The organism is Pseudomonas sp. FW306-02-D09B, assembly GCF_058782685.1.
Map to the genome: position 1 here is coordinate 793537 of NZ_JBYSXY010000001.1, position 26302 is coordinate 819838.

The following is a 26302-nucleotide window of genomic DNA, read 5'->3' on the forward strand; positions in this document are numbered from 1 at the left end:
CACACACGGGACCCTAACCCTGTAGGAGCAAAGCTTGCTCGCGATGGCGATCTCAAGGACACCATCGCCGGCAAGCCGTGCTCCTGCAGGAAGCTATTTAGATGGACAGGCGCAACGCCAACGCCGCCAGGGTCACCAGCAACACCGGCACCGTCAGCACGATCCCGACCTTGAAGTAATATCCCCAGCCAATCTGAATATTCTTGCGCGCCAGCACGTGCAACCAAAGCAAGGTCGCGAGGCTACCGATCGGGGTGATTTTCGGCCCCAGGTCGCTGCCGATCACGTTGGCATAGATCATTGCCTCTTTCACCACCCCGGTAGCCTGGCTGGCATCGATCGACAACGCACCGATCAGCACCGTCGGCAGGTTATTCATCATCGACGACAACAGCGCGGTCAGCAGCCCGGTGCCCATGGCGGCCCCCCACACGCCGTAGTCCGCGAACACGTCCAGCCAGCCGGCCAGGTACGTGGTCAACCCGGCATTACGCAAGCCGTAAACCACCAGGTACATGCCCAAGGAGAAAATCACGATATGCCACGGTGCTTCTTTCATCACCTTGCGCGTGGAAATCTTGTGCCCACGGGCGGCAATCGCCAACAGCAATGCCGCGCATACCGCCGAGATCGCGCTGATGGGAATCCCCAACGGCTCCAGGGCAAAACAGCCCAGCAGCAAAATCACCAGCACACACCAACCGGCAATGAACGTTGGCTTGTCGCGAATCGCGGTCTTCGGGTCTTCCAGTTGTTCCAGGTCGTAATCGGCAGGAACGTCGCGTCGGAAGAACCACAGCAACACCGCCAGCGTCGCCGCGACGGCCACCAGGTTGACCGGCACCATGACCGCTGCATAACGGTTGAACCCAATGTGGAAGAAGTCCGCGGAGACGATGTTCACCAGGTTCGACACCACCAGCGGCAGGCTCGCGGTATCGGCGATAAACCCGGCGCCCATCACGAACGCCAGTGTCGCCGCCGGAGAAAATCGCAAGGCCAGCAGCATCGAAATGACGATGGGCGTAAGGATCAACGCTGCGCCATCATTGGCGAACAAGGCCGATACCAGCGCCCCGAGCAATACCATGTAAGCGAATAACTTGCGCCCGTTACCGTGCCCCCAGCGAGCCACATGCAACGCCGCCCAGGCAAAGAAACCCGCTTCATCCAGCAGCAGACTGATGATGATCAGCGCCACAAACGTCCCGGTGGCGTTCCAGATGATGTCCCATACCAGCGGAATGTCGCTGACCTGGACCACCCCGCAGAGTAACGCCAAGACGGCGCCCAGCACCGCACTCCAGCCGACGCCGAGGCCTTTGGGTTGCCAGATCACCAGGGTAATGGTCTGGAGGAAAATCAACGACGCTACGAGCATGCGAAACAGCCTTGAAGAAGATGGAGGGGGAGAATCAGCAGCAACGGACCGGACGGTCGCCCATCGCCTGTAGTCGCGCGACATCAGCGCCAAGCCATGCACCGTTGTCTGCCAGCGCACCGTGCAACAACGTCATGACCCACGGGGATAATTGCGGGTGCAGGCGATAAAACACCCATTGCCCCTGACGACGGTCCGCCAGCAATCCATGGCTGCGCAATTGCGCCAGGTGACGGGAGATTTTCGGCTGGCTCAGGTCCAGCGCCGCCGTCAGCTCGCACACGCACAGCTCACCCTCTTTGGCGATGAGCAAAGCGATACGACTGCGGGTGTCATCGGCCAACGCCTTGAACACATCGACGGGATTGCAGGGATCGGACATGGAAGTGAATGCGCCTGAACAAACGAAGCGCGAATATATGGAATTTCGAATATAGGGTAAAGCGAATAAACCGCATTGCACACAACCCGTAGAGCCTTACAAACGGATCACGTGCCCCTCGATCGGCGCGATCTGCCCATGAAACAGCCGCGAAATCACCGTTTGTGCCGCTTCAAGCCCATCACTCTCCACCACCCTGAGCAATGGATTGGCCGGTGCCATCACTCGCCGATAAAACTTCTGCCCGCCCTCACCGATGTACTCGATAAGCCGCTGCGCCCCCCATTCGGCGTTGCGTTTGCGAATCTGGATCGGTGCAAAGAAAAACGCCGGCTGCGGCCCTGTCATAGCGCTCAGTTGCGCCTCATCCGTGTTCTGGGTCGAACCTACAGCGCAGCTGTAAACCAATTGCCCGGCGAAATGCTGATGCACCTGATTGCGTAAATCCAGACGGCCAGTGAAATCCACGTACAAGGTCGGGCGGTCAGCGGGCAACGACGCCAACTCGGCGTACCCGAGCGTGCGCTCGTAACACCCGAGTTGTTCAACAAACGCCTGGTTCCCGGTCGATGTCAGCGCCACTCGCTCCAGATTCGACTGGTCCTCCAGGCAAATGGCAGTGCCGAAAGCGGTTTTGCTCGAAGCGCTGGAGAACACCACACGGGTGGCACCGAAGAACTGATTGTCCTGTAGGAAGTCCGCCAACATCAATGACGTCAAAAACAGCGGGTTAAGCAGCATTTGCAGGTTTTCATTCGCAGGGATGTAGTACCGATCCCAACTGCAACGGGTGTACTGGTTGTAAACCGAACTCAGTGTTTGACGGTGCGGGGCGGTGTCATGAAAACCGCGCTCGGTCACCCGCTCTGGATGCACCCAGAGATGGCTGGCCAGTGGAAAGTACCCGTAAAAGCGCTCCCCGACCGCAATGCCTTCGACTGCGCAGGCAAGCACATCGGCAAAACCCCAGGCCGGGATATGGCCCCATTCCGCTTGCCCGGTCGGGAAAAACTCCCAGTAATGCATCAAGTCGCCATAGGCTGCATAGGTAATGTTATTGCTGGTCAGCGCGCAGCGATCAATCTTCAGAATCACGTCACCAACCGACGGAATCAGGCTGCGCTGCTCACGCTCGAGACGACTCTCGGCGATGGCGTTTTTACGGGTTATCAACCGTGTGACCGTGCCTTGGCTTTGCATTGTTCAGACTCCCTGTCGTGTCGCTGTCCACTATCCAATGGTTCGATCATCAGTCGACGGGCCAGCGCTTCCTTAGCGCAGCACTGGCCCCCGATCGATCAATCCTTTTTAAATTGCTCGACCCACTCGGCATAGGCGTTGATGAAACTCTGCAAAAACGGCCGGACCGACTCGGACACCTTCCCCGACTCGTCGAACGCCGTACCGGCGTTGCTCAGGTAGGCTTCCGGTTGCTGCATGCAAGGCACATTGAGAAACACCATGGATTGACGCAAGTGATGGTTAGCACCGAAACCACCAATAGCGCCGGGGGATGCGCTGATCACCGCCCCCGGCTTACCGCCCCAGACACTCTTGCCATAAGGCCGGGAACCGACATCGATGGCGTTCTTCAGGGGGGCAGGCACCGAGCGGTTATATTCCGGCGTCACGAACAGCACCGCGTCGGATGAGCTCACCTGTTGACGGAAAGTGCTGTAGGCTGCCGGCGGTGTTACGTCGATGTCTTCGTTGTAGAGCGGCAGGTCGCCAATCTCGACGATGTTCAGCCTGAGGTTTGCCGGAGCCAGTTCAGCCAGCGCCAGCGCGACTTTGCGGTTGATCGACTGTTTTCTCAAGCTGCCAACCAGGACAGCAATCGTATAGACCTTGCTCATTGGAAATTCCCGACTATCTGGCTAAAGGAGCCTGTAGTTATAGATGATTCGGCAGCACTTAACGTGCTCCGTGTCGCGGAATAGCGGTTAAATACTATTTTTTTCCTGTAGGAAAACTTACCAAGCTTATCGACGGTCTACAGAACCGCAAATTGAGTGACTTATCTCCAGAGGTTCTAAGCAGATGGCAGCAGTACTCGTCGGACAATTCCATGCAAGAGACGCGGAAGGCCGTGTTTATTCAGTGCATGAGTTCCAGGAATCCACCCCGTCGCAGGACGGTATCGCCGGCCTTGCGCCTGTCACCACCTATAAACTGGCGATTGGCGATCGCATCAACAAACTCGATGACAACGAATTTGTATTGGTTCAATCGGGCGTTACCATCACCCGCGAGCCTGAATCAAGCGTCGCCTCATAAGCCTCCGTTATGAGCTGAAGTCATAGGCACGGACTTGGGTTAGGATTCAGTCACTGACCCCCTCACCTGCTGAACATGGACTTCACGCATGCGTTTACGTCATATCGAAGTGATCCAGGCGCTCCTGCAAACCGGTCATCTGGGCACCGCTGCCGAGATGCTGCAACTGCCGGTGGCCGGGGTCGAGGGGATTTTGCGCGAGGCCGAGGATCAACTCGGCTTCATGCTGTTTGCCAGCGTACGCGGGCGATTGCAGGCTACCCGTGAGGCGCGGGAGTTGCAGGTCGAGATTGCCCACGTCTACGAAGCGCTCGAACCGCTGCAGCGGCTGGCCAACAGCCTAAAACAATACCTGGCGCCGCCGTTGCGGATCATTTGCACGCCCCCCTTGGCGCAGCACTTGTTGCCACAGGGCATTGCCACCCTGCGTCGACGTTTTCCAGATGCGCCCTGCTCGCTGCTCAGCCAACCCACGCGTGACATCGTCAGAAGCCTGCTGCTGCGTGAAAGCGATCTCGGCTTGAGCCTGCACGATCCTGACCACCCCGACATTCAGTGCCAGATCATTGCCCAAGGCAAACTCCAGCTCCTGGCGCCTCATGGCTGGCTGCAACCCAAGCAAAAATACATTTCCGTGCAGGACCTGGCCGGCCAGTCGATGGTCGGGCTGGAAGGTCACGACCCGCTCAGCGTGATGTTCGAGAGCAAACTGCAGGCCTTGCGCCCGGCACCGGTGGTCCAAACCCGGGTCCAGACCCATCAGATGATGCGCAGCATGGTCGAGGCCGGCGAAGGCCTGGCCGTTGTCGACCCGTTTACTGCGATCGGCGCCAAGGCCAGCGGACTGGACGTTTGCCCCGTCTCGCCGGCCGTCCCGATCAGTCTTTACGCCTTGACCCTGAACAATGCCGAGATAGCGCCTGCGACCCAGGCGTTACTGGAGATTATCAAGGAACAAGCCGAGGCGATGCTGGCGAGCTGATCGGACTTTCCAACGGATTATCGAACAGCCGATACCAGAACAACGCCACCTCTGCGGTTTGCGGATCGATGCCACGATAACGCAGGTGATCGATGCCACCCATGACATAGCCGCAACGCTCGTACAGCCGACAAGCTCCCAGGTTGTTATTCTGGGTTTCCAGCATGATGCCCGGCAGCTTCTTCTTGCGGCTCCAGAACTGTGCGACATCCAGCAACGCCTTGGCCACCCCGTGGCGACGCGCCGGGGCGTGCACTGCCAGCTCGTCGATATGGGCAAAGCCGTTCCAGTTAGTGCTGATCACGATGTGCCCCACCGGGTGATCGTCGAGAAACGCCATGAAAATCGCACTGTCGACCGCGTTCCGGTAACTGGCGAACTCCTCCGGGTCAATCCCATAACACTTGCGGTAGGGCGTGATGGTTTCCAGCGACCACTGATCCACCGGCTTATCGAGCTCTGCGGCCGCGTAGGCCCGGACCTCAAAACTGAAGTCACTGCCCCAGATATACGCAGCGAATCCCTGATCGGCGACACGTACCGCTAAACCCGGATACTTGGGATTGATGACCGGCTGCATACTCGGAAAAGTCCTCAAGTTTTTATGCAATCGACGGTGTAACACCGCCCATTGCCCTCGTCTTCATGCTGCAGGCCGTGCACATCGGCGACGAAGCCCGGGAAGCTGCTGTTGAATGTGCGGGCAAACGCCAGGTAATCGATGATCGAGCGCGTCGATTCGGTAAAACGTTCGCCGGGCATGATCAGCGGAATCCCCGGCGGATATGGCACCAGCATTACCGCAGCGATTCGCCCCTGCAAATTGTCGATTGACACCGCCTCGACCTCGCCACGGACCAATTGATCGTAGGCGTCGGCCGGTTTCATCGCGATTTCCGGGAGTACCGTGTACATCCGTTTAAGGTGCTTGGCGGTGGCATTGCTGCGGTAGCAGGCGTGCAATTGATCGCACAGGTCGCGCAGCCCCATGCCCTGGTAACGCGCCACGTCTCGTTGCGCGACACACGGCAGGCACGTCGCCAGGCTGACGTTGGCGTCGTAGCTGCGTTTGAATTCGAGCAACTCGGTGAGCAAGGTGCTCCATTTACCCTTGGTAATGCCCATGGAAAACAGCACCAGGAATGAATACAGACCGGTTTTTTCAACCACCAGCCCGCGCTCCCAGAGGAACTTGCTGACCACTGCCGCCGGAATCCCCCGCTCGCTCAGCGCGCCACCGGCCGTCAGGCCGGGCATCACCAGCGTCACTTTGATCGGGTCCAGCAGCACGTAATCTTCGGCAATGTCGCCAAAACCGTGCCAGTCGGCTTCGGGCTGCAACAGCCAGTCGGAGGTGGTGACCTTGTCTATACCCTCCACCAGCGGTGGCTGCCAGATCGAGAACCACCAGTCGTCGGTGGCGATGTGCTGGCGCAGGTTGGCCAGTGCCCGGCGAAAACTCAGGGCTTCATCGAACATTTCCTGCAACAGCGAACGGCCGGCCGGGCCTTCCATCATCGCCGACGCCACGTCCAGCGAGGCAATGATGCTGTATTGCGGCGAAGTGGAGATGTGCATCATGAACGCTTCATTGAAACGGTCGCGGTCCAGTTGCCGAGCGCCGCCATCCTGCACGTGGATCATCGACGCCTGGCTGAAGGCCGCCAGCAGTTTGTGGGTGGAATGGGTGGTGAACACCAGCGGGCTGTCGTCAGTGCGCGAAGTGCCCATGCCATAACGCCCGGCAAAGAATTCGTGAAACGCCGCATAGGCGTACCAGGCTTCGTCGAAGTGCAAGACTTCGACGCTGTTGCCCAATGTTTGCTTGATCAGCTCGGCGTTGTAACAGAGGCCGTCGTACGTCGAGTTGGTCACCACCGCCAGCTTGACCTTTGGCTCTCGGCCCTTGGTCAACGGGCTCGCATCGATCTTGGCCTGGATCGATTCATGGCTGAATTCGCTCAGTGGAATCGGCCCGATGATTCCCAGTTCATTGCGCTCCGGACACAGGTACAAAGGGATCGCCCCGGTCATGATGATCGAGTGCAACACCGATTTGTGGCAGTTGCGGTCCACCAGCACCAGGTCGTCACGCGCGACCATGGCTTGCCAGACAATCTTGTTGGCCGTCGAGGTGCCATTGATCACGAAAAACGTGTGATCGGCGCCAAAATTACGTGCTGCACGGGCCTCGGCTTCCGCCAGTGGCCCGGTGTGGTCGAGCAACGAGCCGAGTTCCGGCACCGAGACCGACAGGTCCGAACGCAGGGTATTTTCCCCAAAAAACTGGTGGAACGCCTGCCCTACCGGGCTTTTGTGATAAGCCACACCCCCGCCATGCCCTGGGGTGTGCCAGGAATAGTTGGAGTCGGCGGTGTGTTGCACCAAGGCCTTGAAAAACGGTGGCAGCAAGCCATCGAGGTAGCTGCGCGCCGCCCGGGCGACCTGGCGCGCCAGAAACGGCACGGTGTCTTCGAACAAATAAAGGATGCCGCGCAACTGGTTCAGTTCGCTCATGGCATCGGCCGGGGCGTTTTCCAGGGTGACTTGCTCGCCCAGGGCGAAGATCGGCAAATTCGGCGCACGGGCGCGGGCCACACGAATCAATTCGGCCATGTTCTGTAAAAGGTGGATGTTTTCCCCGGCGCCTTCGGCGGCAATCAACATGCACGCGAGGCCGTGGTGAGTCGAAGCGACCAGTCGGCCTTCGGTGTAATCCACCGCTGAAAGGACGCTGAAACCTTCCTGTGAAAGCTCCGTGGCGATTCCGCGCACGCGATCACCGGCGACCGTGTCGGCCTTGATGTCGCGGTGGACAATAAGGACCGGGAACTTCAAGTCTTTATACATGGGGCTCGACGTCCTGAGGCAGCAGACCGTAGTCTGCCAATACACTCAGGGTAGAGGGTTGCGGCCCGTGTGGCGAGCGGATGCCCCAAAACAGGTCACGCCCCATCCGATACTGTGGCGAGGGGGCTGCCCTGATGCCCGTCAGTTAAGGAAAAACTCGCCGAGCACATACCTTGTGGCGAGGGAGCTTGCTCCCGCTCGGCCGCGAAGCGGTCGTAATCCGGCAATCGCATTCCATCTGGATACTCGCGGTGGCTGATTTTAGGGTCGCTTCGCAACCCAACGGGGGCAAGCCCCCTCACCACAGGAGCCCGGACTATTCATGCTTGGTGGTTATGCTTGTGCCTCGGCCTCGGCCAGTTGGGTCCAGAGCGCCGGGGCACCGGCAGACTTGGCGATCACTTCAAGGCGCGAGGCGTGCTCGGCCAGCTCCGCTTCACTGGCGCGGATAATCCGTGCCGGCGTGCGATCCGCTGGCAGACGACGGATCTCGCTCGCCTGATTGCCCGAGCCCTCACCCGAACCGTTGCCGTCAGTCGCGTTACCGGCCAGCGACAGGCTGGTCTGGCCGCCGGTCATGGTCAGGTAAACGTCAGCGAGAATCTCGGAGTCGAGCAAGGCGCCGTGCAGCTCACGGCCGGAGTTGTCGACGCCATAGCGTTTGCACAAGGCATCGAGGCTGTTGCGCTGCCCCGGGTGACGCTCACGCGCCATCATCAGGGTATCGAGGATCGAGCAATGCTGGGTGATATCAGCCCGATCCTGCTGGCCCATCAGCGCGAATTCGTTGTTGATGAAGCCAACATCGAACGCCGCGTTATGGATGATCAGTTGCGCGCCCTTGATGAACTCGAAGAACTCATCGGCCACTTCAGCAAAACGCGGCTTGCCTACCAGAAACTCGTTGGTGATGCCGTGGACGCCAATCGCGCCCTCGTCACTTTCCCGGTCTGGTTGCAAATAAACGTGGAAATGCCGGCCCGTCAGGCGTCGACCGATCAACTCGACGCAACCGATCTCGATAATCCGGTGGCCGTCGGTCACCGGCATACCGGTGGTTTCGGTGTCGAGCACCACCATCCTCTGAGCCATCTTCTTTCAACCCCTCTTCGTGCCGTTTTGCATAAGGCGGCGATGTTAACACAGAGCTTGAAAGTGCCGCCGATACCCGGCAGTTGTCCCGTCGGGTATCGGCTCGAAACCTGCGCGGCTCAGCCCTGATCACCGCCGCCAACCGGCATCACCAGCCCGGTGATGTAAGCCGCGTCGTCAGAGGCCAGAAACAGGATCGCCCCGACTTGCTCGTCAATCGTGCCGTAGCGTTTCATCAGGCTGCTGTCGACGGTTTGATCGACAATCTGCTGATACCAGACCTTCTCCTGGGGGCTCTGCTCGGCACTGTTGCGCGGAATCCGCCGTGGTGGCGCTTCGGTGCCGCCCGGCGCGGTGGCATTGACCCGCACGCCCCGCTCGGCGGTTTCAAACGCCAGGCACGCGGTGAGCGCATTGACCCCGCCCTTGGCTGCGCCGTAAGGCACACGATTGACCCCGCGCGTGGCAACCGATGACACGTTGACGATGGCGCCGCTGCCCTGCTCCAGCATGAACGGCAATGCGGCATGGCAGCACCACAGTGTCGGAAACAGCGAACGACGGACTTCCGCTTCGATCTGATGCTCTTCGTAATGCTCGAAAGGCTTGGCCCAGATGGTCCCGCCGACATTGTTGACCAATATATCCAGACGGCCGAAACGCTCGATGGCCGCCGTCATCACGCGATGGCACTCGGCGTACTGTTCGAGGTCGGCGGTGAGGATCAGCACTTCACTGGTTTGACCCAGCTGCTCTTGCAGCTCAAACACCAGTTCGGAACGGTCGACCAGAATCAGCCGCGCACCTTCGGCGGCCATACGCTCGGCGACGCGGCGGCCAATCCCTTGGGCCGCGCCGGTAATCAGCGCGACTTTTTCATGAAATCTGTTCATCAAACCCTCCCGCGCTTACGCAGCACTCGCAGCGAATTTTTCGTAGTAGAAATTTTTCGGTGAGACGCCCTGCTCGCGGATGAACTGGCTCACGGCCTCAACCATCGGCGGCGGGCCGCAGAGGTAGACGTCGACATCACCGTCGTTCAAGTGTTTGGGCTCGATGTGCTGGGTCACATAACCCTTGAGCGGGTGCGCGCTTTGCGGGTTGGCCACGCAGGCGCTGAAACTGAAGTTCGGGATCCGTACGGCCAAGGCTTGCAGCCGGTCCAGTTCCACCAGGTCAAAGTCGTTGGTCACGCCGTAGATCAAGTGCAACGGATACTCACTGCCCTGCTCGGCAATTTTCTCCAGCATGGCGGTGAACGGCGCCAGCCCCGTGCCGCCGGCCAGCAACAGCAACGGACGCTGAATGTCGCGCAGGTAAAAGCTGCCCAACGGCCCGGCCAGGCTCATGTTGTCACCGGCCTTGGCGATACCGGTGAGGAAGCTGCTCATCAACCCGCCGGGCACGTTGCGGATCAGGAAGCTGACTTCACCGTCACGTTGCAACGAGCTGAACGAATAGGCACGGGTCTGCTCACTGCCGGGAATGCCCAGGTTGACGTATTGCCCCGGCAGGAACGCCAGTTTGCTCAGGGCTTCACCCTTGATCGACAGCGCAATCGTGCTGTCGGACAGCTGACGCACCTGGCTGATGGCCGCGCTGTAGTGGGCCTTTTGAGTACGGCAGACGTCCGATGACACCGGCACGCGCACCACGCAGTCGCTGAGAGCGCGCATCTGGCAGGTCAGCACAAAGCCTTTTTCGGCCTCGTCGCTGCTCAGGGCGTCTTCGATGTATTCCTCGCCCAGATCGTAACGCCCGGCCTCGGCGAAGCATTTGCAAGTGCCGCAGGCGCCGTCGCGGCAGTCCAGCGGGATGTTGATGCCCTGGCGATACGCGGCGTCGGCCACGGTTTCGCCAGGGTTGGCGTCAACGAAACGGGTGACGCCGTCTTCAAAATTGAGTGCGATGGAATGAGTCATGACGGCTGCCTCACAGGTGATAGACATCGATGACCTGACGAACGTAATCGTTCTTCAGGATCACTTTCTTGGCCTTGATCAGCGGGCTGTCGCCACGCACGTCGAGGGTGTAGAAGCTGCTGCCGAAATAGCTGTCGACGGTCTTGTAGCGAAAGCTCAGGGTGTGCCAGTTGAAGCGCACCTTGCACAGCCCGTCGGCCTGTTCGAGCAGCTCGATGTTGCTGATGTTGTGCGAGGTCCGGGTGTCCGGCACGCTGGCACTGGAACGCTCGGTCTTGATCCGGAAGATGCGGTCTTCCAGGCCCGTGCGGTTGCCGTACCAGATCAGCGAGATTTCCCGTTGCGGGTCTTCGGTCAACTCGTCGTTGTCGTCCCAGGACGGCATCCAGAAGGACGCATCGGCGGCATACAGCTCCAGCCAGTTGTCCCACTCCTTGTCATCGAGGTAGCGCGCTTCGCGGTAGAGAAAATCGCGTACGGTGTCGTAAGTAATGCTCATGACAGCGCCTCCACCTTGATCAATTCCGACTGTTCTTCGCTCAAGGCCTTGAGCATGGTTTCCTGCCAGTACTTGTGTTGCAGCACGAACAGGCCTTCGTCTTCGGTGCGCACACCGCTGAGCAACGGGTGCAGGTCGATCTCCCTGGCCGCCTCATCGGCACCTTCAACCCAGTGCTCGGCGCCACGGGACATGTCGTTCCAGGTGGTGACGCTGCCCTGGTAGCCGGTCTGGCAGGAGCGGAATTCTTCGAGGTCGTCCGGCGTCGCCATACCGCTGACGTTGAAAAAGTCTTCGTACTGACGAATCCGGCTTGAACGCGCGCTGTCGCTTTCGCCTTTGGGAGCGATGCAGTAAATAGTGATTTCGGTGCGGTTGACCGAGATCGGCCGGGCGATGCGGATCTGTGAACTGAACTGATCCATCAGGTACACGTTGGGGTACAGGCAGAGGTTGCGCGAGTTCTCGATCATCCAGTCGGCGCGGGCCTGGCCAAAGTCCTTGGCCAGTTCATCGCGGCGCTCGTACAGCGGCCGGTCTTCCGGGTTCGACCAACGGGTCCAAAGCAGCATGTGACCCTTGTCAAAGGAGTAGAAACCGCCGCCTTGCTTGGCCCAGGTGCCGGCGCTCATGGTCGGGTTCTCGTCACCGCATTCGCGCTGCTTGCGCTGGTTCTGGGTGGCGGCATAGTTCCAGTGCACGGAACTGACGTGATAGCCGTCGGCACCGTTCTCGGCAGTGAGTTTCCAGTTGCCTTCGTAGATATAGCTGGATGAACCACGCAGTACTTCAAGGCCATCGGCGGACTGATCGACGATCATGTCGATAATCTTCGCCGACTCGCCCAGGTGCTCAACCAGCGGCACCACATCGGCCTTGAGGCTGCCGAACAGGAAGCCACGATAGGATTCGAAGCGCGCGACTTTGGTCAGGTCGTGGGAGCCTTCGCAGTTGAAGCTCGCCGGGTAGCCGGCCGATGCCGGGTCCTTGACCTTGAGCAGCTTGCCGGAGTTGTTGAAGGTCCAGCCATGGAACGGGCAGGTGTAGGAAGACTTGTTGCCAGTCTTGTGCCGGCAGAGCATCGCGCCACGGTGGCTGCAGGCGTTGATGAACGCGTTGAGCTCGCCGTCCTTGTTGCGCGCAATGAAGATCGACTGCCGGCCCATGGTGGTGGTGTAGAAATCATTCTTGTTCGGAATCTGGCTCTCGTGGGCGAGGTACAGCCAGTTGCCTTCAAAGATGTGCTGCATCTCGAGATCGAACAAGCGTGGGTCGGTAAACATCTCCCGCTTGCAGCGGTAGATGCCCTGGTCTTTGTCTTCTTCAAGCAGGGAGTGAAGGTATTCGGGTCGCAGGGACATGGCCGCCGCCTCCATTGTTTTTATTCAGGCAGGCTCATGCTAGGGCGGGCGACTACTGGACAATATCCGCTGGGTGCAGACCTTTATCCGTTTTGTGCAAAGGAAGACTGACGCAAACCCTGTAGCAGCTGGCGAAGCCTGCGTTCGGTGCGGGCCGCGTTCGGACGTAGCCGTCGTAAACCCTGCATACGCGGTTTATCTGAAAGACCGGAGCAGCTGATTTCACGACGGCTGCACCGCCGAACGCAGGCTGCGCCAGCTGCTACAAGGGTGGTGGTGTCGGGTATCAGTGACGGCGTTTGAGGGTGTCCGACGGCAATTCGCCGAACTGCTTGCGGTAGCTTTCGGAGAATCGTCCCAGGTGCAGGAAGCCGTAATCCATGGCCAGTTCGGTCACGTTACGTACTGTGCAGGTCGGGTCGCTGAGACAGGCGTTGACCCGCTCGAGCTTCTTCTGCCGGATATAGTTTTTCGGGGTGGTCGCCGCATTGCGCTCGAACAAGCCATACAACGAACGCAGGCTCATCTGTGCCTGACGCGCCAGCTCTTCGCTGCAAATGTCCTGCTTGAGGTTGCGTTCGATGTAGTCGGCGATCAACTCGAAGTTCGCTGACTGCGAACCGAGACCGAGGCGCCTGACGTTGGTTTTCATCAGGCTGAGCATCTTGCTCACGACAATGTGTGCGTAATGCTCCTGAACACGCGGCATGCGCTCGGTCGCTTCAGCCTCCTGGCAAACCATGCCCAGCAGATTGACGAAACCTTCAAGCTCATCCAGCTGGTAGCGGTTCTCGAGAAACCGCACGCCCTGCCCCGGGTGCAACCAGCGTTGCTCCTGGCACACCGACTCCAGCAGGCTGGCGGGCATTTTCACGATGAATTTTTCGCAGTCGTCGGAATACGTCAGGTCCACCGGATCGTCCGGATTGATCAACAACAGCTCACCGGGCGCAAAGTAGTGTTCCTGCCGATGACCACGCCACAGGCAGTTTCCGCGTAGCAGCACTTGCAGGTGATAGATGGTTTCGAGCGCCGGCGAAGTCACCCGAACACTGCCGCCATAGCTGATTCGGCACAGGTCGAGACTGGCGAATTTGCTGTGATTGAGACTGGCCTGAGGGCTGCCGCTTCCGGGCAAGCGGATGCAATGGTTGCCCACGTGCTGATTGACGTAGCCCGACACCGCATAGGGATCGGCCTGCTCAAACACTCTGCTGCGCTCACTCAATAGATGCGCTTGCATAACCGCTCACTCTGGTTGTGATTATCGGCTGCGGTGCGGGTGCTCTTGGGCACGCACCCCGGAAAATCGGGCCTGACCATTCTATGCGAGCCGCCGCAAAGCGGAAGGCCACGAGATAAACGGTCTGTTATCCCGTGGCCTGGGCCAGCGCTGATCAGTCTTCCAGTGCGCGCACTCGCTCGTGACGGTGTTGCTCTTCTGGTTGCGCAGACGACTGCAGGGTGAAATCGAATTCGATCTCGGCAAAACGTCCACTGACACCATGCTCACGGGCACGCTGCTGATCGTCACTGAAGGTGATTTTGGCGATCAGTTCGTCACGGGTGGCGTAGGCAAAATCGTCGTGCAGGTACTTGTCACCGTCCAGGTTGATCTGGGTGGTCAGGTGGCGATGGTCATCCGCCGAAATGAAGAAGTGGATGTGCGCCGGGCGTTGGCCATGGCGACCCAGTTGATCAAGCAGCTGCTGGGTCGGACCGTCCGGTGGGCAACCGTAGCCCGACGGCACGATGCTGCGGAAGCGATAGCGACCCTCGGCATCGGTGACGATTCGGCGACGCAGGTTGAACTCGGACTGGCTGCCATCGAAGTACGAATAGGTGCCGCCGGTATTGGCGTGCCAGACATCCACCACGGCGCCGGCCAGCGGCTTGCCATCGGTATTCTTGACCTGGCCCTGCATGAACAGCACCACGCCCGGATCAACGCCGTCGTCCAGCCGTGCTTCGCCGTTGGACAGCGGTGCACCGGCGACATACAGCGGGCCTTCGATGGTGCGCGGGGTGCCACCGGTTTTACCGGCCTGCGCGTCTTCGGCATCCATCAACAGGTCGAGGTAGTGTTCCAGGCCCAAGCCGGCAACCAACAGGCCCGCCTCTTGGCGCGCGCCCAGTTCGTTCAGGTAGTTGACGGCTTTCCAGAACTCTTCCGGGGTCACTTCGAGGTCTTCGATGATGTTCACCGAGTCACGCAGGATGCGGTAGATCAGCGCTTTGGCGCGCGGGTTGCCAGCGTCGTTGAGCAGGCCACTGGCTTCTTCGAGAAACTTCTGGGCGCTGGCAGTGTGGGAAATTTTGGCGTTCATGATTAATCCTCATCTTGTATTTATTAGAGTACAGAACTGGCAGGCAACGGCTCAGCGATCATCCTCATGAATAGAGGAAGGATGCCTGCACATCGCGTTCACTTCGATAGCCATGTAGGGGTAAAGCGGCAGTTGCATCAGCAGGTCATGCAGTTCCTGCACGCTGTCGACGTCGAACACGCTGTAGTTGGCGTAAAGCCCGGCGATGCGCCACAAATGGCGCCACTTGCCCTGCTGTTGCAGGCGCTGGGCCAGGGCCTTTTCGTCGGACTTGAGCCGAGCGGCGCGCTCCGGGTCCATATCGACCGGCAGGTTCACGGTCATCTTTACGTGAAACAACATGCTGTTCTCCTCAGGCGGAATAAATGGCAGTGGAGGTTTTGTCGCGGCGGAAAAACGCCAGCCGCTCTTCGTCCAGGCTCAGGCCAAGGCCGGGTGCCTGCGAAACATGCAAATGGAAATCGCGGTAAACCGGCGGCTCGCTGAGGATGTCTTCGGTCAGCAACAGCGGGCCGAACAGCTCGGTGTCCCAACTCAGCTCGTTCAGCGTGAGGAAGGCATGGGCCGACGCCAGCGTGCCGATCCCGCCCTCAAGCATGGTGCCGCCGTACAGGCCGATGCCTGCCGCTTCGGCAATCGCCGCGGTGCGCAGCACTGCACGGGGGCCGCCGTTCTTGGCGATTTTCAGTGCGAACACCGAGGCCGCGCCTTCGCGGGCCAGGTTGAACGCATCTTCCACGCACTCGATCGACTCGTCCGCCATGATCGGCGCCGGGCTCATGGCGTTCAGGCGCACCATGCCAGCACGGTTGTTGCGCGAAATCGGCTGTTCGATCAGGTCGATGCCGTTGCCGCCGAGAATCCTGCAAGCCCGCAGTGCGACCGCTTCATCCCACGCCTGGTTGACGTCGACGCGCACGCTGGCGCGGTCGCCCAAGGCTTTTTTGATCGCAATGACGTGGGCCAGGTCGCGGTCGACTTCGCCGGCACCGATCTTTAACTTGAAGATCCGGTGACGACGCAGGTCGAGCATTTGTTCCGCTTCGGCAATGTCCTTGGCGGTATCGCCGCTGGCCAGCGTCCAGGCCACCGGCAACGACTCACGTACACGGCCACCGAGCAACTCACTGACCGGCAGCCCAAGGCGTTTACCGTGAGCATCGAGCAAAGCAGTTTCGATGCCGGATTTAGCAAAGGTATTGCCGCGAATACTGCGCTCCAGGCGCAACATCGCCGCATTGATGTTACAAGCATCCTGCCCCAGCAGCAGCGGCGCAAAGTGCTTGTCGATGTTGGTCTTGATGCTGTCCGGGCTTTCATTACCGTAGGCCAGGCCACCGATGGTGGTCGATTCGCCGATGCCTTCGATACCGTCGGCGCAACGTACGCGGATGATCACCAGCGTCTGATTCTGCATGGTGTGCATCGCCAGCTTGTGCGGGCGGATAGTCGGCAGATCGACGATGATCGTCTCGATCGATTCAATGGCAGAAGAAAGCATGTCGATACCCGTCAGGTTCTTGAAGTTCTGTGACGGATTCTCGTACGGCTTTTTTCAAGGTTCCAATATAGAATTGGTCTGGATCGATACCTTAAAGGTATTCACCATCGCCGACTGTGGAGGGCTCATGGAGCTGCGTCATCTGCGTTACTTCCAGGTGCTGGGTCAAACCCTGAATTTCACCCGCGCCGCCGAACGCCTGCACATCGCCCAGCCACCGTTGAGCCGGCAAATCCAGCAACTGGAAGATGAACTTGGGGTGGTGTTGCTGGAACGCGGCAGGCCATTGCGTCTGACCGAAGCCGGGCGGTTTTTCCTTGAGCACTCCAGCGCCCTGCTTGAGCAATTGAGCAAGGTCTGCGACAACACCCGACGTATCGGCCTGGGCGAAAAGACCTGGCTCGGTATCGGCTTTGCCCCGTCGACCCTGTATGGCGTGTTGCCTGAACTGATTCGCCGACTGCGCAGCAACGAGTCGCTGGAACTGGAGCTCGGCCTGTCGGAAATGACCACGCTGCAACAGGTGCAAGCGCTCAAGGCCGGACGTATCGATGTTGGCTTCGGGCGGATCCGCATCGATGACCCGGCAATCATTCAAACCGTATTGAATGAAGACCGTCTGGTGGCTGCCCTGCCCGCCGGCCATCCACTTCTGGCCGGCCCCATCAGCCTCACCGAGTTGGCCAATGAACCATTTGTGCTGTATCCCGGCAATCCCCGCCCCAGCTATGCCGACCATGTGATCGCGCTGTTCGAGTCCTACGGGGTGAGCATCAAGGTCGCGCAATGGACCAACGAGCTGCAAACCGCCATTGGCCTGGTGGGCGCCGGTATCGGCGTCACGCTGGTGCCGGCCTCGGTGCAGTTGCTGCATCGCGACGACATTGGTTTCACGCCGGTACTGGAAACCAATGCCACATCGCCGATCATCCTGAGCCGACGCGTCGGTGATGTCTCACCGGGATTGAGTCATTGCCTGAAAATGATCGAAGCCTTGCGTACGCGCGATCCGAAATGATCGCTCTGTGCGTTCGTGGTGACCCGGCGCGTCAGTCCTGCTTGTAACCCCGGACGTCGTCGACACCACGGTTGGCCAACTGGTCGGCGCGTTCGTTACCGGGATGCCCGACGTGGCCGCGCACCCACTTCCAGGTAACGTTGTGGCGGTTAACCTGCTCGTCGAGCTGCTTCCACAGATCAGCGTTCTTCACTGGCTCTTTCGCCGCAGTTTTCCAGCCGCGCTTCTTCCAGTTGACCATCCATTCGTTGATGCCTTTCATCACGTATTGCGAGTCGGTGACCAGCAATACGTCGCAAGAACGCTTGAGCTCTTCAAGGCCACGAATGGCGCCCATCAGTTCCATACGGTTATTGGTGGTATTGGCTTCGCCGCCCCAGAGTTCCTTTTCAACGCCCTTGCACACCAGCAGTGCGCCCCAGCCGCCGGGGCCAGGATTGCCCTTGCAGGCGCCGTCGGTGAAGAGTTCTACGCTATCGCTCATGCCAACCTATCCAGAAAATGTCTGTGGCTGCCGATCAATGATCGACAACGCCCAAGGCCGGGCAAGCCCGGCCGGGAAAATAAAATGTTTATTACGGCTCGCTGTGGCGTCGATTGACCTTGGCCATCGGCAGCGGGATCAACTTGCCCATAGGCTCGCGGCGCACCTGGCGGACCGGTCGCAAGCCGACGACGATCTTGCGCGCCACCAATAAATAGAAACCGCCACCGGACAGCTGCCAGTCACCGGCCTTGCGTTCCCAACCGGCCAAGCGGGCTTGCCATGCCGGGGACGCAAGCGGCGGACGATAGCACCCGAAGCGGCGTTTCTCCAGCGCAAACCCCAGCAGGTTGAGCCAGTCGGCGACCCGCGACGGCGAAATGCAGCGCGCCTTGCGCATGGCGTCGCTCGCAAACATGTGGCGCAGCCCCCAACTGCTCCAGGGGTTGATCCCGACAATCAACAGGTGCCCGCCGGGACGCACCGCGCTGGCGGCCTCGCGCAGCAGGCCATGCGGCGACAGGCAGAAATCCAGCCCGTGCTGCATCACCACCACGTCGGCGGCGTGCTCACTGATCGGCCAGGCCTGTTCTTCGCAGACTATTTCCACCCCCGGCAGCGGCGCTCCCAGACGGACATTGCGCTGCACCTGCTTCGCCGCCGGTGGCGTTTCGGCCGAAGGGCCGTAATGCACCAGGTAGCCGCCAAAGAAACGCCCCAGTTCGTCTTCGAGCATCCGGCGTTCTTCATTCAACAAAAATTGGCCGATGGGACCTGACAGCCACTCGCGAGCGGCACTGATCAATGCCAGCCAGTCAGGATCAGCCTGAGCGAACGCTTTATCGGTCATTGCATTCTCCAACTCGCCAAGAAGCTCTAAGATGCACCATTGTTTTCCGCTTGGCGAATCCTGCGATGATACAGATCAGTGCCCTTCCCGCCTTCACCGACAACTACATCTGGTTGTTACAGGATCACCGCAGCCAGCGCTGCGCCGTGGTCGATCCGGGTGATGCCGCCCCCGTGCAGGCCTGGTTGGCCATGCATCCGGGATGGCAGCTCAGCGACATCCTGGTCACCCATCACCACCATGATCACGTCGGCGGCGTCGAGCAACTCAAAAAAGCGACGGGCGCCACGGTCTACGGCCCGGCCAACGAAAATATCCCCGGACGCGACATCGCCCTGAACGATAATGATCGCGTCAACGTACTCGGCTGGGAGTTCGACGTGTATGCGGTGCCGGGCCACACACTGGGTCATATCGCTTACTACCATCAGGGGCTGCTGTTCTGTGGCGACACCCTGTTCGCCGCCGGTTGCGGACGCCTGTTCGAAGGTACGCCGGCACAAATGCACCACTCCCTCAGCCGCCTGGCCGCGTTGCCCGAAGACACGCTGGTGTACTGCACCCACGAATACACCCTGAGCAATCTGCGCTTTGCCGCGGCTGTCGAGCCGAACAACCCGGACATTGCCGAGCGTCTCGAGAAAGTCTCCCAATTACGCGAGTCGGGTGGCATGTCGCTACCGTCGACCCTGGCGCTGGAGAAGCTCACCAACCCTTTTCTACGTACTGGCGAAACATCTGTTAAAGAAAAAGTAGACGAACGGAATGGCCAGGATAACCGGGCTCCGAGTGAGGTTTTTGCGGCTCTTCGGGCTTGGAAAGATACGTTCTAGAGAGGGCCACTATTGGTACAAAAATTCTGAATGGTTGACCGCACCCCGTACGCTTTCTAGAATCGCCCGACATTTTTGCCCGGAACTAACTTCCAGCCAATGTCGTCATCTATTCGTAAATCCATCAATTCAGACGCATTGACCCGCTTGGCTCAAGCCATCGCGGTGGCTGTGTCCGCCACCCTGGCGGGCTGCCAAAGCACCAGTCAGGTGCCACAAACCGACGTGGCACATACGCTTTCTACCCGGACCAAACAAAAACCTATCTGGATCAACGAGAAGCCAAGCCCACAAGCCGCGCAGGACGTCTGGGAGCGCATGCGCCAGGGCTTCCAGTTGCAGGACGGGCTGGGCGTCAACCCGCGCATCGAGCAACAGCGCCTGTGGTTCGCCAGCAATCCATCGTTTCTGCAAGGCGCCAGCGAACGTGGCAGCCTGTACATCCACTACATCGTCGAACGCCTTGAAGAACGCAACATGCCGCTGGAACTGGCGCTGTTGCCGGTGATTGAAAGCGCCTACAACCCAATGGCCTATTCGCGCGCCGATGCGGTCGGCCTGTGGCAGTTCATCCCGTCCACCGGGCGTTACTTCAACCTGCGTCAAACCCGCTTCTATGACGGCCGTCGCGACATTACCGCCTCGACCATCGCGGCGATGGACTACCTGACCCGCCTGCACGACATGTTCAACGGTGACTGGCTGCTGGCCCTGGCGGCCTACAACGCCGGTGAAGGCACGGTCAGCCGGGCCATCGAGCGCAACGAAAAGCTCGGCCTGCCAACCGACTACTGGAACCTGCCACTGCCGGCGGAAACCCAGGCCTATGTACCCAAGCTACTGGCCTTGTCACAAGTCGTGCTGTCGCCAGAAGCCTATGGCGTGAACCTCAACCCGATCGCCAACCAACCCTATTTTGAAGTCGTCGAAATCAACCAGCGCATGGACCTGTCCAAGGTTGCCGCGGTGGCCAATATCGACGAAGACGAACTGTTCCAGCTCAACCCGGCCTTCAAGCAACGCACCACCATCGACGGTCCCCAGCACCTGCTGGTGCCGACGTCCAAGGCGCAGTTGCTGACCGCCAGCCTGTCGACCATGAAACCCGAAGAGCTGATCAGCCAGCGTCCGCTCAAACCGGTTTTCGAAGGTGCAGACGACCGCGAGCTGGCAACGCTCAAGCGCAGCTACCGGGTCAAACGCGGCGACAACCTGACGCAGATCGCCAAGGCCAACAAAGTCGAGGTCAAGGACCTGCAACACTGGAACAAGCTGAACGGCAAGGACCTCAAGGTTGGCCAGACCCTGGTGATGCGAGACACCAGCAAGAGCAAGCGCAGCGGTGGACGCATCAGCACGGTGGTTGCAGCCAACAGCAAGAAGCAGACCCAATACAAGGTCAAGCAAGGCGACTCGCTGTACATCGTCGCCAAGCGCTTCAACGTTGAGATGCAACACCTCAAGCGCTGGAATCCACGTGTTGGCCAGGCCCTCAAGCCTGGACAGGTGCTGACGGTTTCTTCCCCGCGTTAAGACAGTCCGCAGCCGGGCTTTTGTGGTGAGGGGGCTTGCCCCCGTTGGGCCGCGAAGCGGCCCTGAAACATTTTTCACCCTGCACATTGAGCCAGCCGTATTTGCGACGGCTGCGCCGTCGAACGGGGCGGTGCGGCGTTCCGACAAGCCCCCTCGCCACAGGAATTGCCGCCTGTTGAGTGCTTTAATTCCCTACCTTTTTCCTGTCGATACAAGCTGTTACTGTACGGTCCACAAAGCCCAAGCCGCCTGGACCGGATCTCTGCCTTGATACGTCCCCTCCTGCTCCTAATCAGTCTGGCCTTGAGCTTCCCCGCAAGCGCAACGATCAGCGAAAGCCATGGTTATGCGCAGTTCGGCACACTCAAGTACCCGGCCAAATTCACCCACTTCGACTGGGTCAATCCGCAAGCGCCCAAGGGCGGTACATTGCGGGTCATGGCATTTGGCACCTTCGATACGCTCAACCCCTACACCTTCAAGGGCACCAGCCCGGTCGCGACCCCGAACTTTCTGCAGTACGGCATCAACGAGCTGAACGAACCGTTGATGGTCGGTACGGGGCAGTACGCGCCGTCCGGCGATGAACCTGCCTCCAGTTACGGGTTGATCGCCCAGTCTGTCGAATACAGCGAAGACCGCAGCTGGGTAGTGTTCAACCTGCGCCCACAAGCACGCTTTCACGACGGCACGCCGATCACTGCCTACGACGTCGCGTTTTCCTATCGCTTGTTGCTCAAGGAAGGTCATCCGCAATACCGTACCAATCTTCAGGAAGTGCAGCGGGTCGACATCCTCAACCCACAGCGCATCCGTTTCGTGTTCAAGCGTGCCGGTAATCCTTTGCTGATCCAGCGCCTGGGCGAGTTGCCGGTGTTGCCGCAGCATTACTGGGAAGGTCGCGACTTCAAGGCGACCACCTTCGAACCGCCGCTGGGCAGTGGCCCTTACCGCATCACCGAGGTTCAGCCGGGGCGGCAACTGGTGTTCGAGCGGGTCAAGGATTACTGGGGCAAGGACCTGCCGGTCAACCGCGGCAAGTACAACTATGATCGCGTCGAGGTCGAGTTTTACCGCGACAGCGACGTCGCGTTCGAGGCATTCAAGGCCGGCGAGTTCGATATCTACATCGAGCACCAGGCCAAGAACTGGGCCAATGGCTACAGCTTCCCGGCCGTGCGGCGTGGCGAGGTGATCAAGGCGCAGATCGACCACCAGATTCCAACCCAGACCCAAGGCCTGTTCATGAACACCCGGCGCGGCACGTTCGCCGACGACAAGGTGCGTGAAGCCCTCGGCTTGATGTTCGACTTCGAATGGACCAACCGCGCCCTGTTCAGCGGTGCCTACAAACGGGCCATGAGTTATTACCCCAACAGCGAGTTCACAGCCACAGGCGTTCCGGTCGGTCATGAATGGCTGATGCTCTCGCCCTACCGCGATCAGCTCCCCGCCAAGCTGTTCACCGAGCCCTTCAGCCTGCCGCAGACCGACGGCCGCGGCATCCCCCGGGAAACCCTGCGCCGGGCGCTGGGTTTGCTCGCCGAGGCTGGCTGGAAGCTCAATGGCCAGCGCCTGCAGAATGCTGCCGGGCAGCCACTGCGTTTCGAGATCCTGCTGGTCAATCCGAACCTGGAGCGCATTCTCCAGCCCTACGCCGAGAACCTCGCCAGTATCGGTATTGACGCGCACCTGCGCACCGTCGACCGTGCCCAATACAAGCAGCGTCTGGACCAGTTCGATTTCGACATGATCCTGATGACCCTCGACCAGACCCTCAGCCCCGGACTTGAGCAGTGGCAGTACTTCCACTCGAGCCAGGCCTCGGTCAAGGGCAGCAAGAATTACGCGGGCGTTGCCAACCCGGTGGTCGATCATTTGCTGGAACAACTGCTCGCGGCAAAATCCCGTGACGAGCAACTGGCGGCCGGCAAAGCGCTGGACCGGGTGCTGCTGTGGCAGCACTACTGCATCCCCAACTGGTATATCAATTATCATCGCCTGGCGTACCGCAACCGGTTCGCCTTCGTCACCACGCCGCCCTACACCCTGGGGCTGAATGCGTGGTGGCTGAAGACTTCGGAGAAAGCCCAATGATGCGTTTGCGTACCCTGCTGGGTCTGGTCTTTGCAGGGCTTGCCTGCACGGCCCACGCTGCCCCGCAGCACGCCCTGACCCTGTACAACGAGCCGCCGAAATACCCGGTCGATTTCAAGCATTTCGACTACGTGAACCCGGACGCGCCCAAGGGCGGGATCTTCCGTCAGGCCGGCTTCGGTGGCTTCGACAGCCTCAACCCGTTCATCAGCAAGGGCGTGGCCGCCGATGACATTAGCCTGATCTACGACACCCTGGCCAAACACGGGCTGGATGAGCCATTTACCGAATACGGCTTGATCGCCGGCAAAATCGAAAAGGCCCCGGACAACAGCTGGGTGCGCTTCTACCTGCGCCCCGAGGCGCGCTTTAATGACGGCCATCCGGTGCGCGCCGAAGACGTGGTGTTCAGCTTCCAGACCCTGATGAAAAGCGGCTCGCCGCTGTATCGCGATTACTACAGCGACGTCGACAACGTGATCGCCGAGGACCCGTTGCGGGTGCTGTTCACCTTCAAGCACACCAGCAACCGCGAGCTGCCGCTGATCCTTGGACAGCTCTCGGTATTGCCCAAGCACTGGTGGGAACACCGCGACTTCAGCAAGGGCAATCTGGAGATTCCGCTGGGCAGCGGCCCGTACAAGGTCAGCGAGGTCAAGGCCGGGCGTTCGATCCGCTATGAGCGGGTCAAGGACTACTGGGGCAAGGACCTGCCGGTCAATCGGGGCTTTTACAACTTCGACAACATGACCATCGATTACTACCGCGACAACACCGTCGCGCTGGAAGCGCTAAAGGCCGGACAGTTCGATTACTGGCTGGAGATGAGCGCGAAAAACTGGGCCAACGCCTACAACACGCCGTCCGTTACCGAGGGTCGCCTGATCAAGGAACAGATCCCTAACGGTAACCCCACCGGCATGCAGGGCTTTGTCTTCAACCTGCGCCGCCCGGTGTTCCAGGACGTACGCGTGCGTCAGGCCCTGAGCCTGTTACTGGATTTTGAATGGACCAACAAGCAGCTGTTCAACGGCGCCTACGCGCGCACCCGCAGCTACTTCGAAAACTCGGAAATGGCCGCCACCGGTCTGCCGGATCAGGATCAACTGGCGATCCTCGATCCGTTCCGGGGCAAGATCCCCGATCAGGTCTTTAGCGAAGCGTTCCAGAACTCCGTCTGTGACGGCAGCGGAATGATCCGTGCCCAACAGCGCAAGGCCTATCAACTGTTGCAGGAAGCCGGCTGGCGAATCGTCGACGACAAGATGGTCGATACCAATGGCAAACCGGTCAGCATCGAATTCCTGCTGGCGCAGACCGAGTTCGAGCGGGTGCTGTTGCCGTTCAAACGCAACATGAGCGACCTGGGGATCGACCTGGTGATTCGTCGGGTCGACGTGTCGCAGTACATCAACCGCGTGCGCTCGCGCGACTTCGACATGGTGGTTGGCAGCTTCCCGCAGTCCAGCTCACCGGGTAACGAACAGCGCGAATTCTGGAAGTCCGAAAGCGCCGACAAACCCGGCAGCCGCAATTACATGGGCCTGAAAGACCCGGTAGTCGATGAACTGGTCGAAGAGCTGATCAACGCCGACTCGCGCAAAAGCCTGGTAGCCCATGCCCGGGCGCTCGACAGGGTGTTGCAATGGGGCTATTACGTGATCCCCAACTGGCACATCAAGACCTGGCGCGTGGCCTACTGGAATCACATTGGCCACCCGAAAACCTCACCGACCAATGACGTGGGCATTTCCACCTGGTGGATCAAGCCCGACGCTAAACCTGCGATCGAAGTGCTGACCAAAGAACAAGCCGATCCTGCGGGCATGGAGCAATAAGATGCTGGCGTATATTTTTCGGCGACTGTTGCTGATCATTCCAACCCTGTTCGGCATTCTGCTGATCAACTTCGTGATCATCCAGGCGGCCCCCGGCGGCCCGGTGGAACAGATGATCGCCAAGCTCGAAGGCTTCGAAGGCGCTACCAGCCGCATTGCCGGCGGCGGAGCTGAAGTCTCGGTGGCCGGTTCCAGCTATCGCGGCGCCCAGGGCCTGGACCCGGCGCTGGTCAAGGAAATCGAGCACATGTACGGCTTCGACAAGTCGGCGCCGGAACGCTTGTGGATCATGATCAAGAACTACGCCACCCTGGATTTCGGCGACAGCTTCTTCCGCGACGCCAAGGTCATCGACCTGATCAAGGAAAAGATGCCGGTGTCGATCTCCCTCGGGCTCTGGAGCACGCTGATCATGTACCTGGTGTCGATCCCGCTGGGGATCGCCAAGGCTACCCGGCACGGCAGCCATTTCGACGTGTGGACCAGCTCGGCGATCATCGTCGGTTACGCGATCCCGGCGTTCCTGTTTGCGATCCTGTTGATCGTGGTATTTGCCGGCGGCAGTTACCTGGACTGGTTCCCCCTGCGCGGCCTGACCTCGAACAACTTCGGTGAATTGAGCTGGATGGGCAAGGTCCGCGATTACTTCTGGCACATCGCGCTGCCGGTGACGGCACTGGTGATCGGTAACTTCGCAACCATGACCCTGTTGACCAAAAACAGCTTCCTCGACGAGATCAACAAACAGTACGTCGTCACCGCCAAGGCCAAGGGCCTGACCCGCCATCGCGTGCTCTACGGCCATGTGTTCCGCAACGCCATGCTGCTGGTGATCGCTGGTTTCCCTTCGGCCTTCATCGGGATTTTCTTCACTGGTTCGTTGCTGGTAGAAGTGATCTTCTCGCTCGACGGCATGGGCCTGATGAGTTTTGAAGCAGCGATCAACCGCGACTACCCGGTGGTGTTCGGCACCCTGTTCATCTTCACCCTGCTGGGGCTGGTGGTAAAACTGATCGGCGACCTCACCTACACCCTGGTCGATCCACGGATCGACTTCGAACACCGGGAGCATTGA

General features: G+C 59.8%; 25 protein-coding genes. 8 read left to right on the forward strand and 17 right to left on the reverse strand.

All coding sequences use genetic code 11. From position 1 onward, the window contains the following. Window positions 1-97: 97 nt before the first annotated feature. From AC3WK5_RS03555 to AC3WK5_RS03570, 4 genes are all read right to left on the reverse strand, one after another. Complete coding sequence (locus tag AC3WK5_RS03555) at window positions 98-1381, reverse strand: arsenic transporter (protein WP_103314474.1); 1284 nt, start codon at window positions 1379-1381, stop codon at window positions 98-100. A gap of 34 nt (window positions 1382-1415) precedes the next feature. Beyond that, window positions 1416-1763, reverse strand: coding sequence for a metalloregulator ArsR/SmtB family transcription factor (locus tag AC3WK5_RS03560; RefSeq protein WP_103314473.1), 348 nt, complete (start codon window positions 1761-1763; stop codon window positions 1416-1418). A gap of 96 nt (window positions 1764-1859) precedes the next feature. Continuing rightward, complete coding sequence (locus AC3WK5_RS03565) at window positions 1860-2963, reverse strand: DUF2855 family protein (RefSeq protein ID WP_103314472.1); 1104 nt, start codon at window positions 2961-2963, stop codon at window positions 1860-1862. 98 nt (window positions 2964-3061) lie between these two features. After that, entirely contained in the window at window positions 3062-3619 is a 558-nt protein-coding gene (locus tag AC3WK5_RS03570) for an NADPH-dependent FMN reductase (RefSeq protein WP_054597141.1), read from the reverse strand. 184 nt (window positions 3620-3803) lie between these two features. Between AC3WK5_RS03570 and AC3WK5_RS03575 the strand changes: the two genes are divergently transcribed. Together AC3WK5_RS03575 and AC3WK5_RS03580 are read left to right on the forward strand one after the other, a co-directional pair. Continuing rightward, the gene (locus AC3WK5_RS03575) at window positions 3804-4040 is read left to right on the forward strand and encodes a hypothetical protein (protein ID WP_054597140.1); all 237 of its coding nucleotides are present in this window, start codon (window positions 3804-3806) and stop codon (window positions 4038-4040) included. Window positions 4041-4128: 88 nt separating this feature from the next. After that, entirely contained in the window at window positions 4129-5022 is an 894-nt protein-coding gene (locus tag AC3WK5_RS03580; protein ID WP_054597139.1) for a LysR substrate-binding domain-containing protein, read from the forward strand. Here the strand turns inward: AC3WK5_RS03580 and AC3WK5_RS03585 are convergent. The 11 genes from AC3WK5_RS03585 to AC3WK5_RS03635 all read right to left on the reverse strand — a co-directional run bounded on the left by AC3WK5_RS03585 (window position 4988) and on the right by AC3WK5_RS03635 (window position 16574). Then, window positions 4988-5602, reverse strand: a complete 615-nt coding sequence (locus AC3WK5_RS03585; RefSeq protein ID WP_054597138.1) for a GNAT family N-acetyltransferase — start codon at window positions 5600-5602, stop codon at window positions 4988-4990. The two genes, AC3WK5_RS03580 and AC3WK5_RS03585, sit on opposite strands and share 35 nt — an antisense overlap. A 14-nt stretch (window positions 5603-5616) precedes the next feature. Next, complete coding sequence (locus AC3WK5_RS03590) at window positions 5617-7872, reverse strand: Orn/Lys/Arg family decarboxylase (protein WP_103314471.1); 2256 nt, start codon at window positions 7870-7872, stop codon at window positions 5617-5619. A gap of 333 nt (window positions 7873-8205) precedes the next feature. Next, window positions 8206-8964: a DNA polymerase III subunit epsilon gene (dnaQ, locus tag AC3WK5_RS03595; protein WP_054597136.1), complete on the reverse strand. Its 759-nt coding sequence runs from the start codon at window positions 8962-8964 to the stop codon at window positions 8206-8208. Between the two features lie 119 nt (window positions 8965-9083). Then, window positions 9084-9857, reverse strand: a complete 774-nt coding sequence (locus AC3WK5_RS03600) for a 1,6-dihydroxycyclohexa-2,4-diene-1-carboxylate dehydrogenase (RefSeq protein WP_103314470.1) — start codon at window positions 9855-9857, stop codon at window positions 9084-9086. Window positions 9858-9872: 15 nt separating this feature from the next. Continuing rightward, the gene (gene benC / locus AC3WK5_RS03605) at window positions 9873-10886 is read right to left on the reverse strand and encodes a benzoate 1,2-dioxygenase electron transfer component BenC (RefSeq protein ID WP_103314469.1); all 1014 of its coding nucleotides are present in this window, start codon (window positions 10884-10886) and stop codon (window positions 9873-9875) included. A 10-nt stretch (window positions 10887-10896) separates the two neighbouring features. Next, entirely contained in the window at window positions 10897-11385 is a 489-nt protein-coding gene (gene benB / locus AC3WK5_RS03610; RefSeq protein WP_103314468.1) for a benzoate 1,2-dioxygenase small subunit, read from the reverse strand. Continuing rightward, window positions 11382-12746, reverse strand: a complete 1365-nt coding sequence (gene benA, locus AC3WK5_RS03615; RefSeq protein WP_103314467.1) for a benzoate 1,2-dioxygenase large subunit — start codon at window positions 12744-12746, stop codon at window positions 11382-11384. The genes benB and benA overlap by 4 nt, the downstream gene beginning before the upstream one ends. A gap of 286 nt (window positions 12747-13032) precedes the next feature. Next, on the reverse strand, window positions 13033-13989 hold the full coding sequence (locus tag AC3WK5_RS03620; protein ID WP_103314466.1) for an AraC family transcriptional regulator: 957 nt from the start codon (window positions 13987-13989) through the stop codon (window positions 13033-13035). Between the two features lie 154 nt (window positions 13990-14143). Next, window positions 14144-15073: a catechol 1,2-dioxygenase gene (gene catA / locus AC3WK5_RS03625; protein ID WP_054597130.1), complete on the reverse strand. Its 930-nt coding sequence runs from the start codon at window positions 15071-15073 to the stop codon at window positions 14144-14146. A 51-nt stretch (window positions 15074-15124) separates the two neighbouring features. Beyond that, window positions 15125-15415, reverse strand: coding sequence for a muconolactone Delta-isomerase (gene catC, locus AC3WK5_RS03630; protein WP_054597129.1), 291 nt, complete (start codon window positions 15413-15415; stop codon window positions 15125-15127). Between the two features lie 10 nt (window positions 15416-15425). Continuing rightward, a complete protein-coding gene (locus AC3WK5_RS03635; RefSeq protein WP_177474728.1) occupies window positions 15426-16574 on the reverse strand; it encodes a muconate cycloisomerase family protein in 1149 nt (382 codons plus the stop codon). A gap of 127 nt (window positions 16575-16701) precedes the next feature. On the opposite strand from AC3WK5_RS03635, the gene AC3WK5_RS03640 reads away from it, so the two are divergent. Continuing rightward, window positions 16702-17592: a LysR family transcriptional regulator gene (locus tag AC3WK5_RS03640; protein ID WP_103314465.1), complete on the forward strand. Its 891-nt coding sequence runs from the start codon at window positions 16702-16704 to the stop codon at window positions 17590-17592. A gap of 31 nt (window positions 17593-17623) precedes the next feature. On the opposite strand, the gene rnhA is transcribed toward AC3WK5_RS03640, so the two are convergent. Next, on the reverse strand, window positions 17624-18076 hold the full coding sequence (gene rnhA / locus AC3WK5_RS03645; protein ID WP_019690633.1) for a ribonuclease HI: 453 nt from the start codon (window positions 18074-18076) through the stop codon (window positions 17624-17626). 91 nt (window positions 18077-18167) lie between these two features. Beyond that, the gene (locus AC3WK5_RS03650; protein ID WP_054597125.1) at window positions 18168-18926 is read right to left on the reverse strand and encodes a class I SAM-dependent methyltransferase; all 759 of its coding nucleotides are present in this window, start codon (window positions 18924-18926) and stop codon (window positions 18168-18170) included. Window positions 18927-18991: 65 nt separating this feature from the next. Here AC3WK5_RS03650 and gloB point away from each other — a divergent pair, with 65 nt between their 5' ends. The 5 genes from gloB (at window position 18992) to AC3WK5_RS03675 (ending at window position 26302) form a co-directional block, all read left to right on the forward strand. Then, window positions 18992-19759 carry a hydroxyacylglutathione hydrolase gene (gene gloB / locus AC3WK5_RS03655; RefSeq protein WP_103314464.1) on the forward strand — a complete coding sequence of 256 codons (768 nt, stop codon included), beginning with the start codon at window positions 18992-18994 and terminating at the stop codon, window positions 19757-19759. Between the two features lie 99 nt (window positions 19760-19858). Then, entirely contained in the window at window positions 19859-21292 is a 1434-nt protein-coding gene (locus tag AC3WK5_RS03660) for a transglycosylase SLT domain-containing protein (RefSeq protein ID WP_054597123.1), read from the forward strand. Window positions 21293-21562: 270 nt separating this feature from the next. Continuing rightward, a complete protein-coding gene (locus tag AC3WK5_RS03665; protein WP_103314687.1) occupies window positions 21563-23389 on the forward strand; it encodes an extracellular solute-binding protein in 1827 nt (608 codons plus the stop codon). Next, window positions 23386-25227: an extracellular solute-binding protein gene (locus AC3WK5_RS03670; protein WP_103314463.1), complete on the forward strand. Its 1842-nt coding sequence runs from the start codon at window positions 23386-23388 to the stop codon at window positions 25225-25227. Before AC3WK5_RS03665 ends, AC3WK5_RS03670 begins: the two co-directional genes overlap by 4 nt. 1 nt (window position 25228) lies before the next feature. After that, complete coding sequence (locus AC3WK5_RS03675; RefSeq protein ID WP_103314462.1) at window positions 25229-26302, forward strand: microcin C ABC transporter permease YejB; 1074 nt, start codon at window positions 25229-25231, stop codon at window positions 26300-26302.

Excerpts from the sequence above, each read along its gene's own strand:
- AC3WK5_RS03555 (WP_103314474.1), bottom strand. The coding sequence starts at position 1,381 with ATGCTCGTAGCGTCGTTGATTTTCCTCCAGACCATTACCCTGGTGATC.
- AC3WK5_RS03560 (WP_103314473.1), bottom strand. The coding sequence starts at position 1,763 with ATGTCCGATCCCTGCAATCCCGTCGATGTGTTCAAGGCGTTGGCCGAT.
- AC3WK5_RS03565 (WP_103314472.1), bottom strand. The coding sequence starts at position 2,963 with ATGCAAAGCCAAGGCACGGTCACACGGTTGATAACCCGTAAAAACGCC.
- AC3WK5_RS03570 (WP_054597141.1), bottom strand. The coding sequence starts at position 3,619 with ATGAGCAAGGTCTATACGATTGCTGTCCTGGTTGGCAGCTTGAGAAAA.
- AC3WK5_RS03575 (WP_054597140.1), top strand. The coding sequence starts at position 3,804 with ATGGCAGCAGTACTCGTCGGACAATTCCATGCAAGAGACGCGGAAGGC.
- AC3WK5_RS03580 (WP_054597139.1), top strand. The coding sequence starts at position 4,129 with ATGCGTTTACGTCATATCGAAGTGATCCAGGCGCTCCTGCAAACCGGT.
- AC3WK5_RS03585 (WP_054597138.1), bottom strand. The coding sequence starts at position 5,602 with ATGCAGCCGGTCATCAATCCCAAGTATCCGGGTTTAGCGGTACGTGTC.
- AC3WK5_RS03590 (WP_103314471.1), bottom strand. The coding sequence starts at position 7,872 with ATGTATAAAGACTTGAAGTTCCCGGTCCTTATTGTCCACCGCGACATC.
- dnaQ (WP_054597136.1), bottom strand. The coding sequence starts at position 8,964 with ATGGCTCAGAGGATGGTGGTGCTCGACACCGAAACCACCGGTATGCCG.
- AC3WK5_RS03600 (WP_103314470.1), bottom strand. The coding sequence starts at position 9,857 with ATGAACAGATTTCATGAAAAAGTCGCGCTGATTACCGGCGCGGCCCAA.
- benC (WP_103314469.1), bottom strand. The coding sequence starts at position 10,886 with ATGACTCATTCCATCGCACTCAATTTTGAAGACGGCGTCACCCGTTTC.
- benB (WP_103314468.1), bottom strand. The coding sequence starts at position 11,385 with ATGAGCATTACTTACGACACCGTACGCGATTTTCTCTACCGCGAAGCG.
- benA (WP_103314467.1), bottom strand. The coding sequence starts at position 12,746 with ATGTCCCTGCGACCCGAATACCTTCACTCCCTGCTTGAAGAAGACAAA.
- AC3WK5_RS03620 (WP_103314466.1), bottom strand. The coding sequence starts at position 13,989 with ATGCAAGCGCATCTATTGAGTGAGCGCAGCAGAGTGTTTGAGCAGGCC.
- catA (WP_054597130.1), bottom strand. The coding sequence starts at position 15,073 with ATGAACGCCAAAATTTCCCACACTGCCAGCGCCCAGAAGTTTCTCGAA.
- catC (WP_054597129.1), bottom strand. The coding sequence starts at position 15,415 with ATGTTGTTTCACGTAAAGATGACCGTGAACCTGCCGGTCGATATGGAC.
- AC3WK5_RS03635 (WP_177474728.1), bottom strand. The coding sequence starts at position 16,574 with ATGCTTTCTTCTGCCATTGAATCGATCGAGACGATCATCGTCGATCTG.
- AC3WK5_RS03640 (WP_103314465.1), top strand. The coding sequence starts at position 16,702 with ATGGAGCTGCGTCATCTGCGTTACTTCCAGGTGCTGGGTCAAACCCTG.
- rnhA (WP_019690633.1), bottom strand. The coding sequence starts at position 18,076 with ATGAGCGATAGCGTAGAACTCTTCACCGACGGCGCCTGCAAGGGCAAT.
- AC3WK5_RS03650 (WP_054597125.1), bottom strand. The coding sequence starts at position 18,926 with ATGACCGATAAAGCGTTCGCTCAGGCTGATCCTGACTGGCTGGCATTG.
- gloB (WP_103314464.1), top strand. The coding sequence starts at position 18,992 with ATGATACAGATCAGTGCCCTTCCCGCCTTCACCGACAACTACATCTGG.
- AC3WK5_RS03660 (WP_054597123.1), top strand. The coding sequence starts at position 19,859 with ATGTCGTCATCTATTCGTAAATCCATCAATTCAGACGCATTGACCCGC.
- AC3WK5_RS03670 (WP_103314463.1), top strand. The coding sequence starts at position 23,386 with ATGATGCGTTTGCGTACCCTGCTGGGTCTGGTCTTTGCAGGGCTTGCC.
- AC3WK5_RS03675 (WP_103314462.1), top strand. The coding sequence starts at position 25,229 with ATGCTGGCGTATATTTTTCGGCGACTGTTGCTGATCATTCCAACCCTG.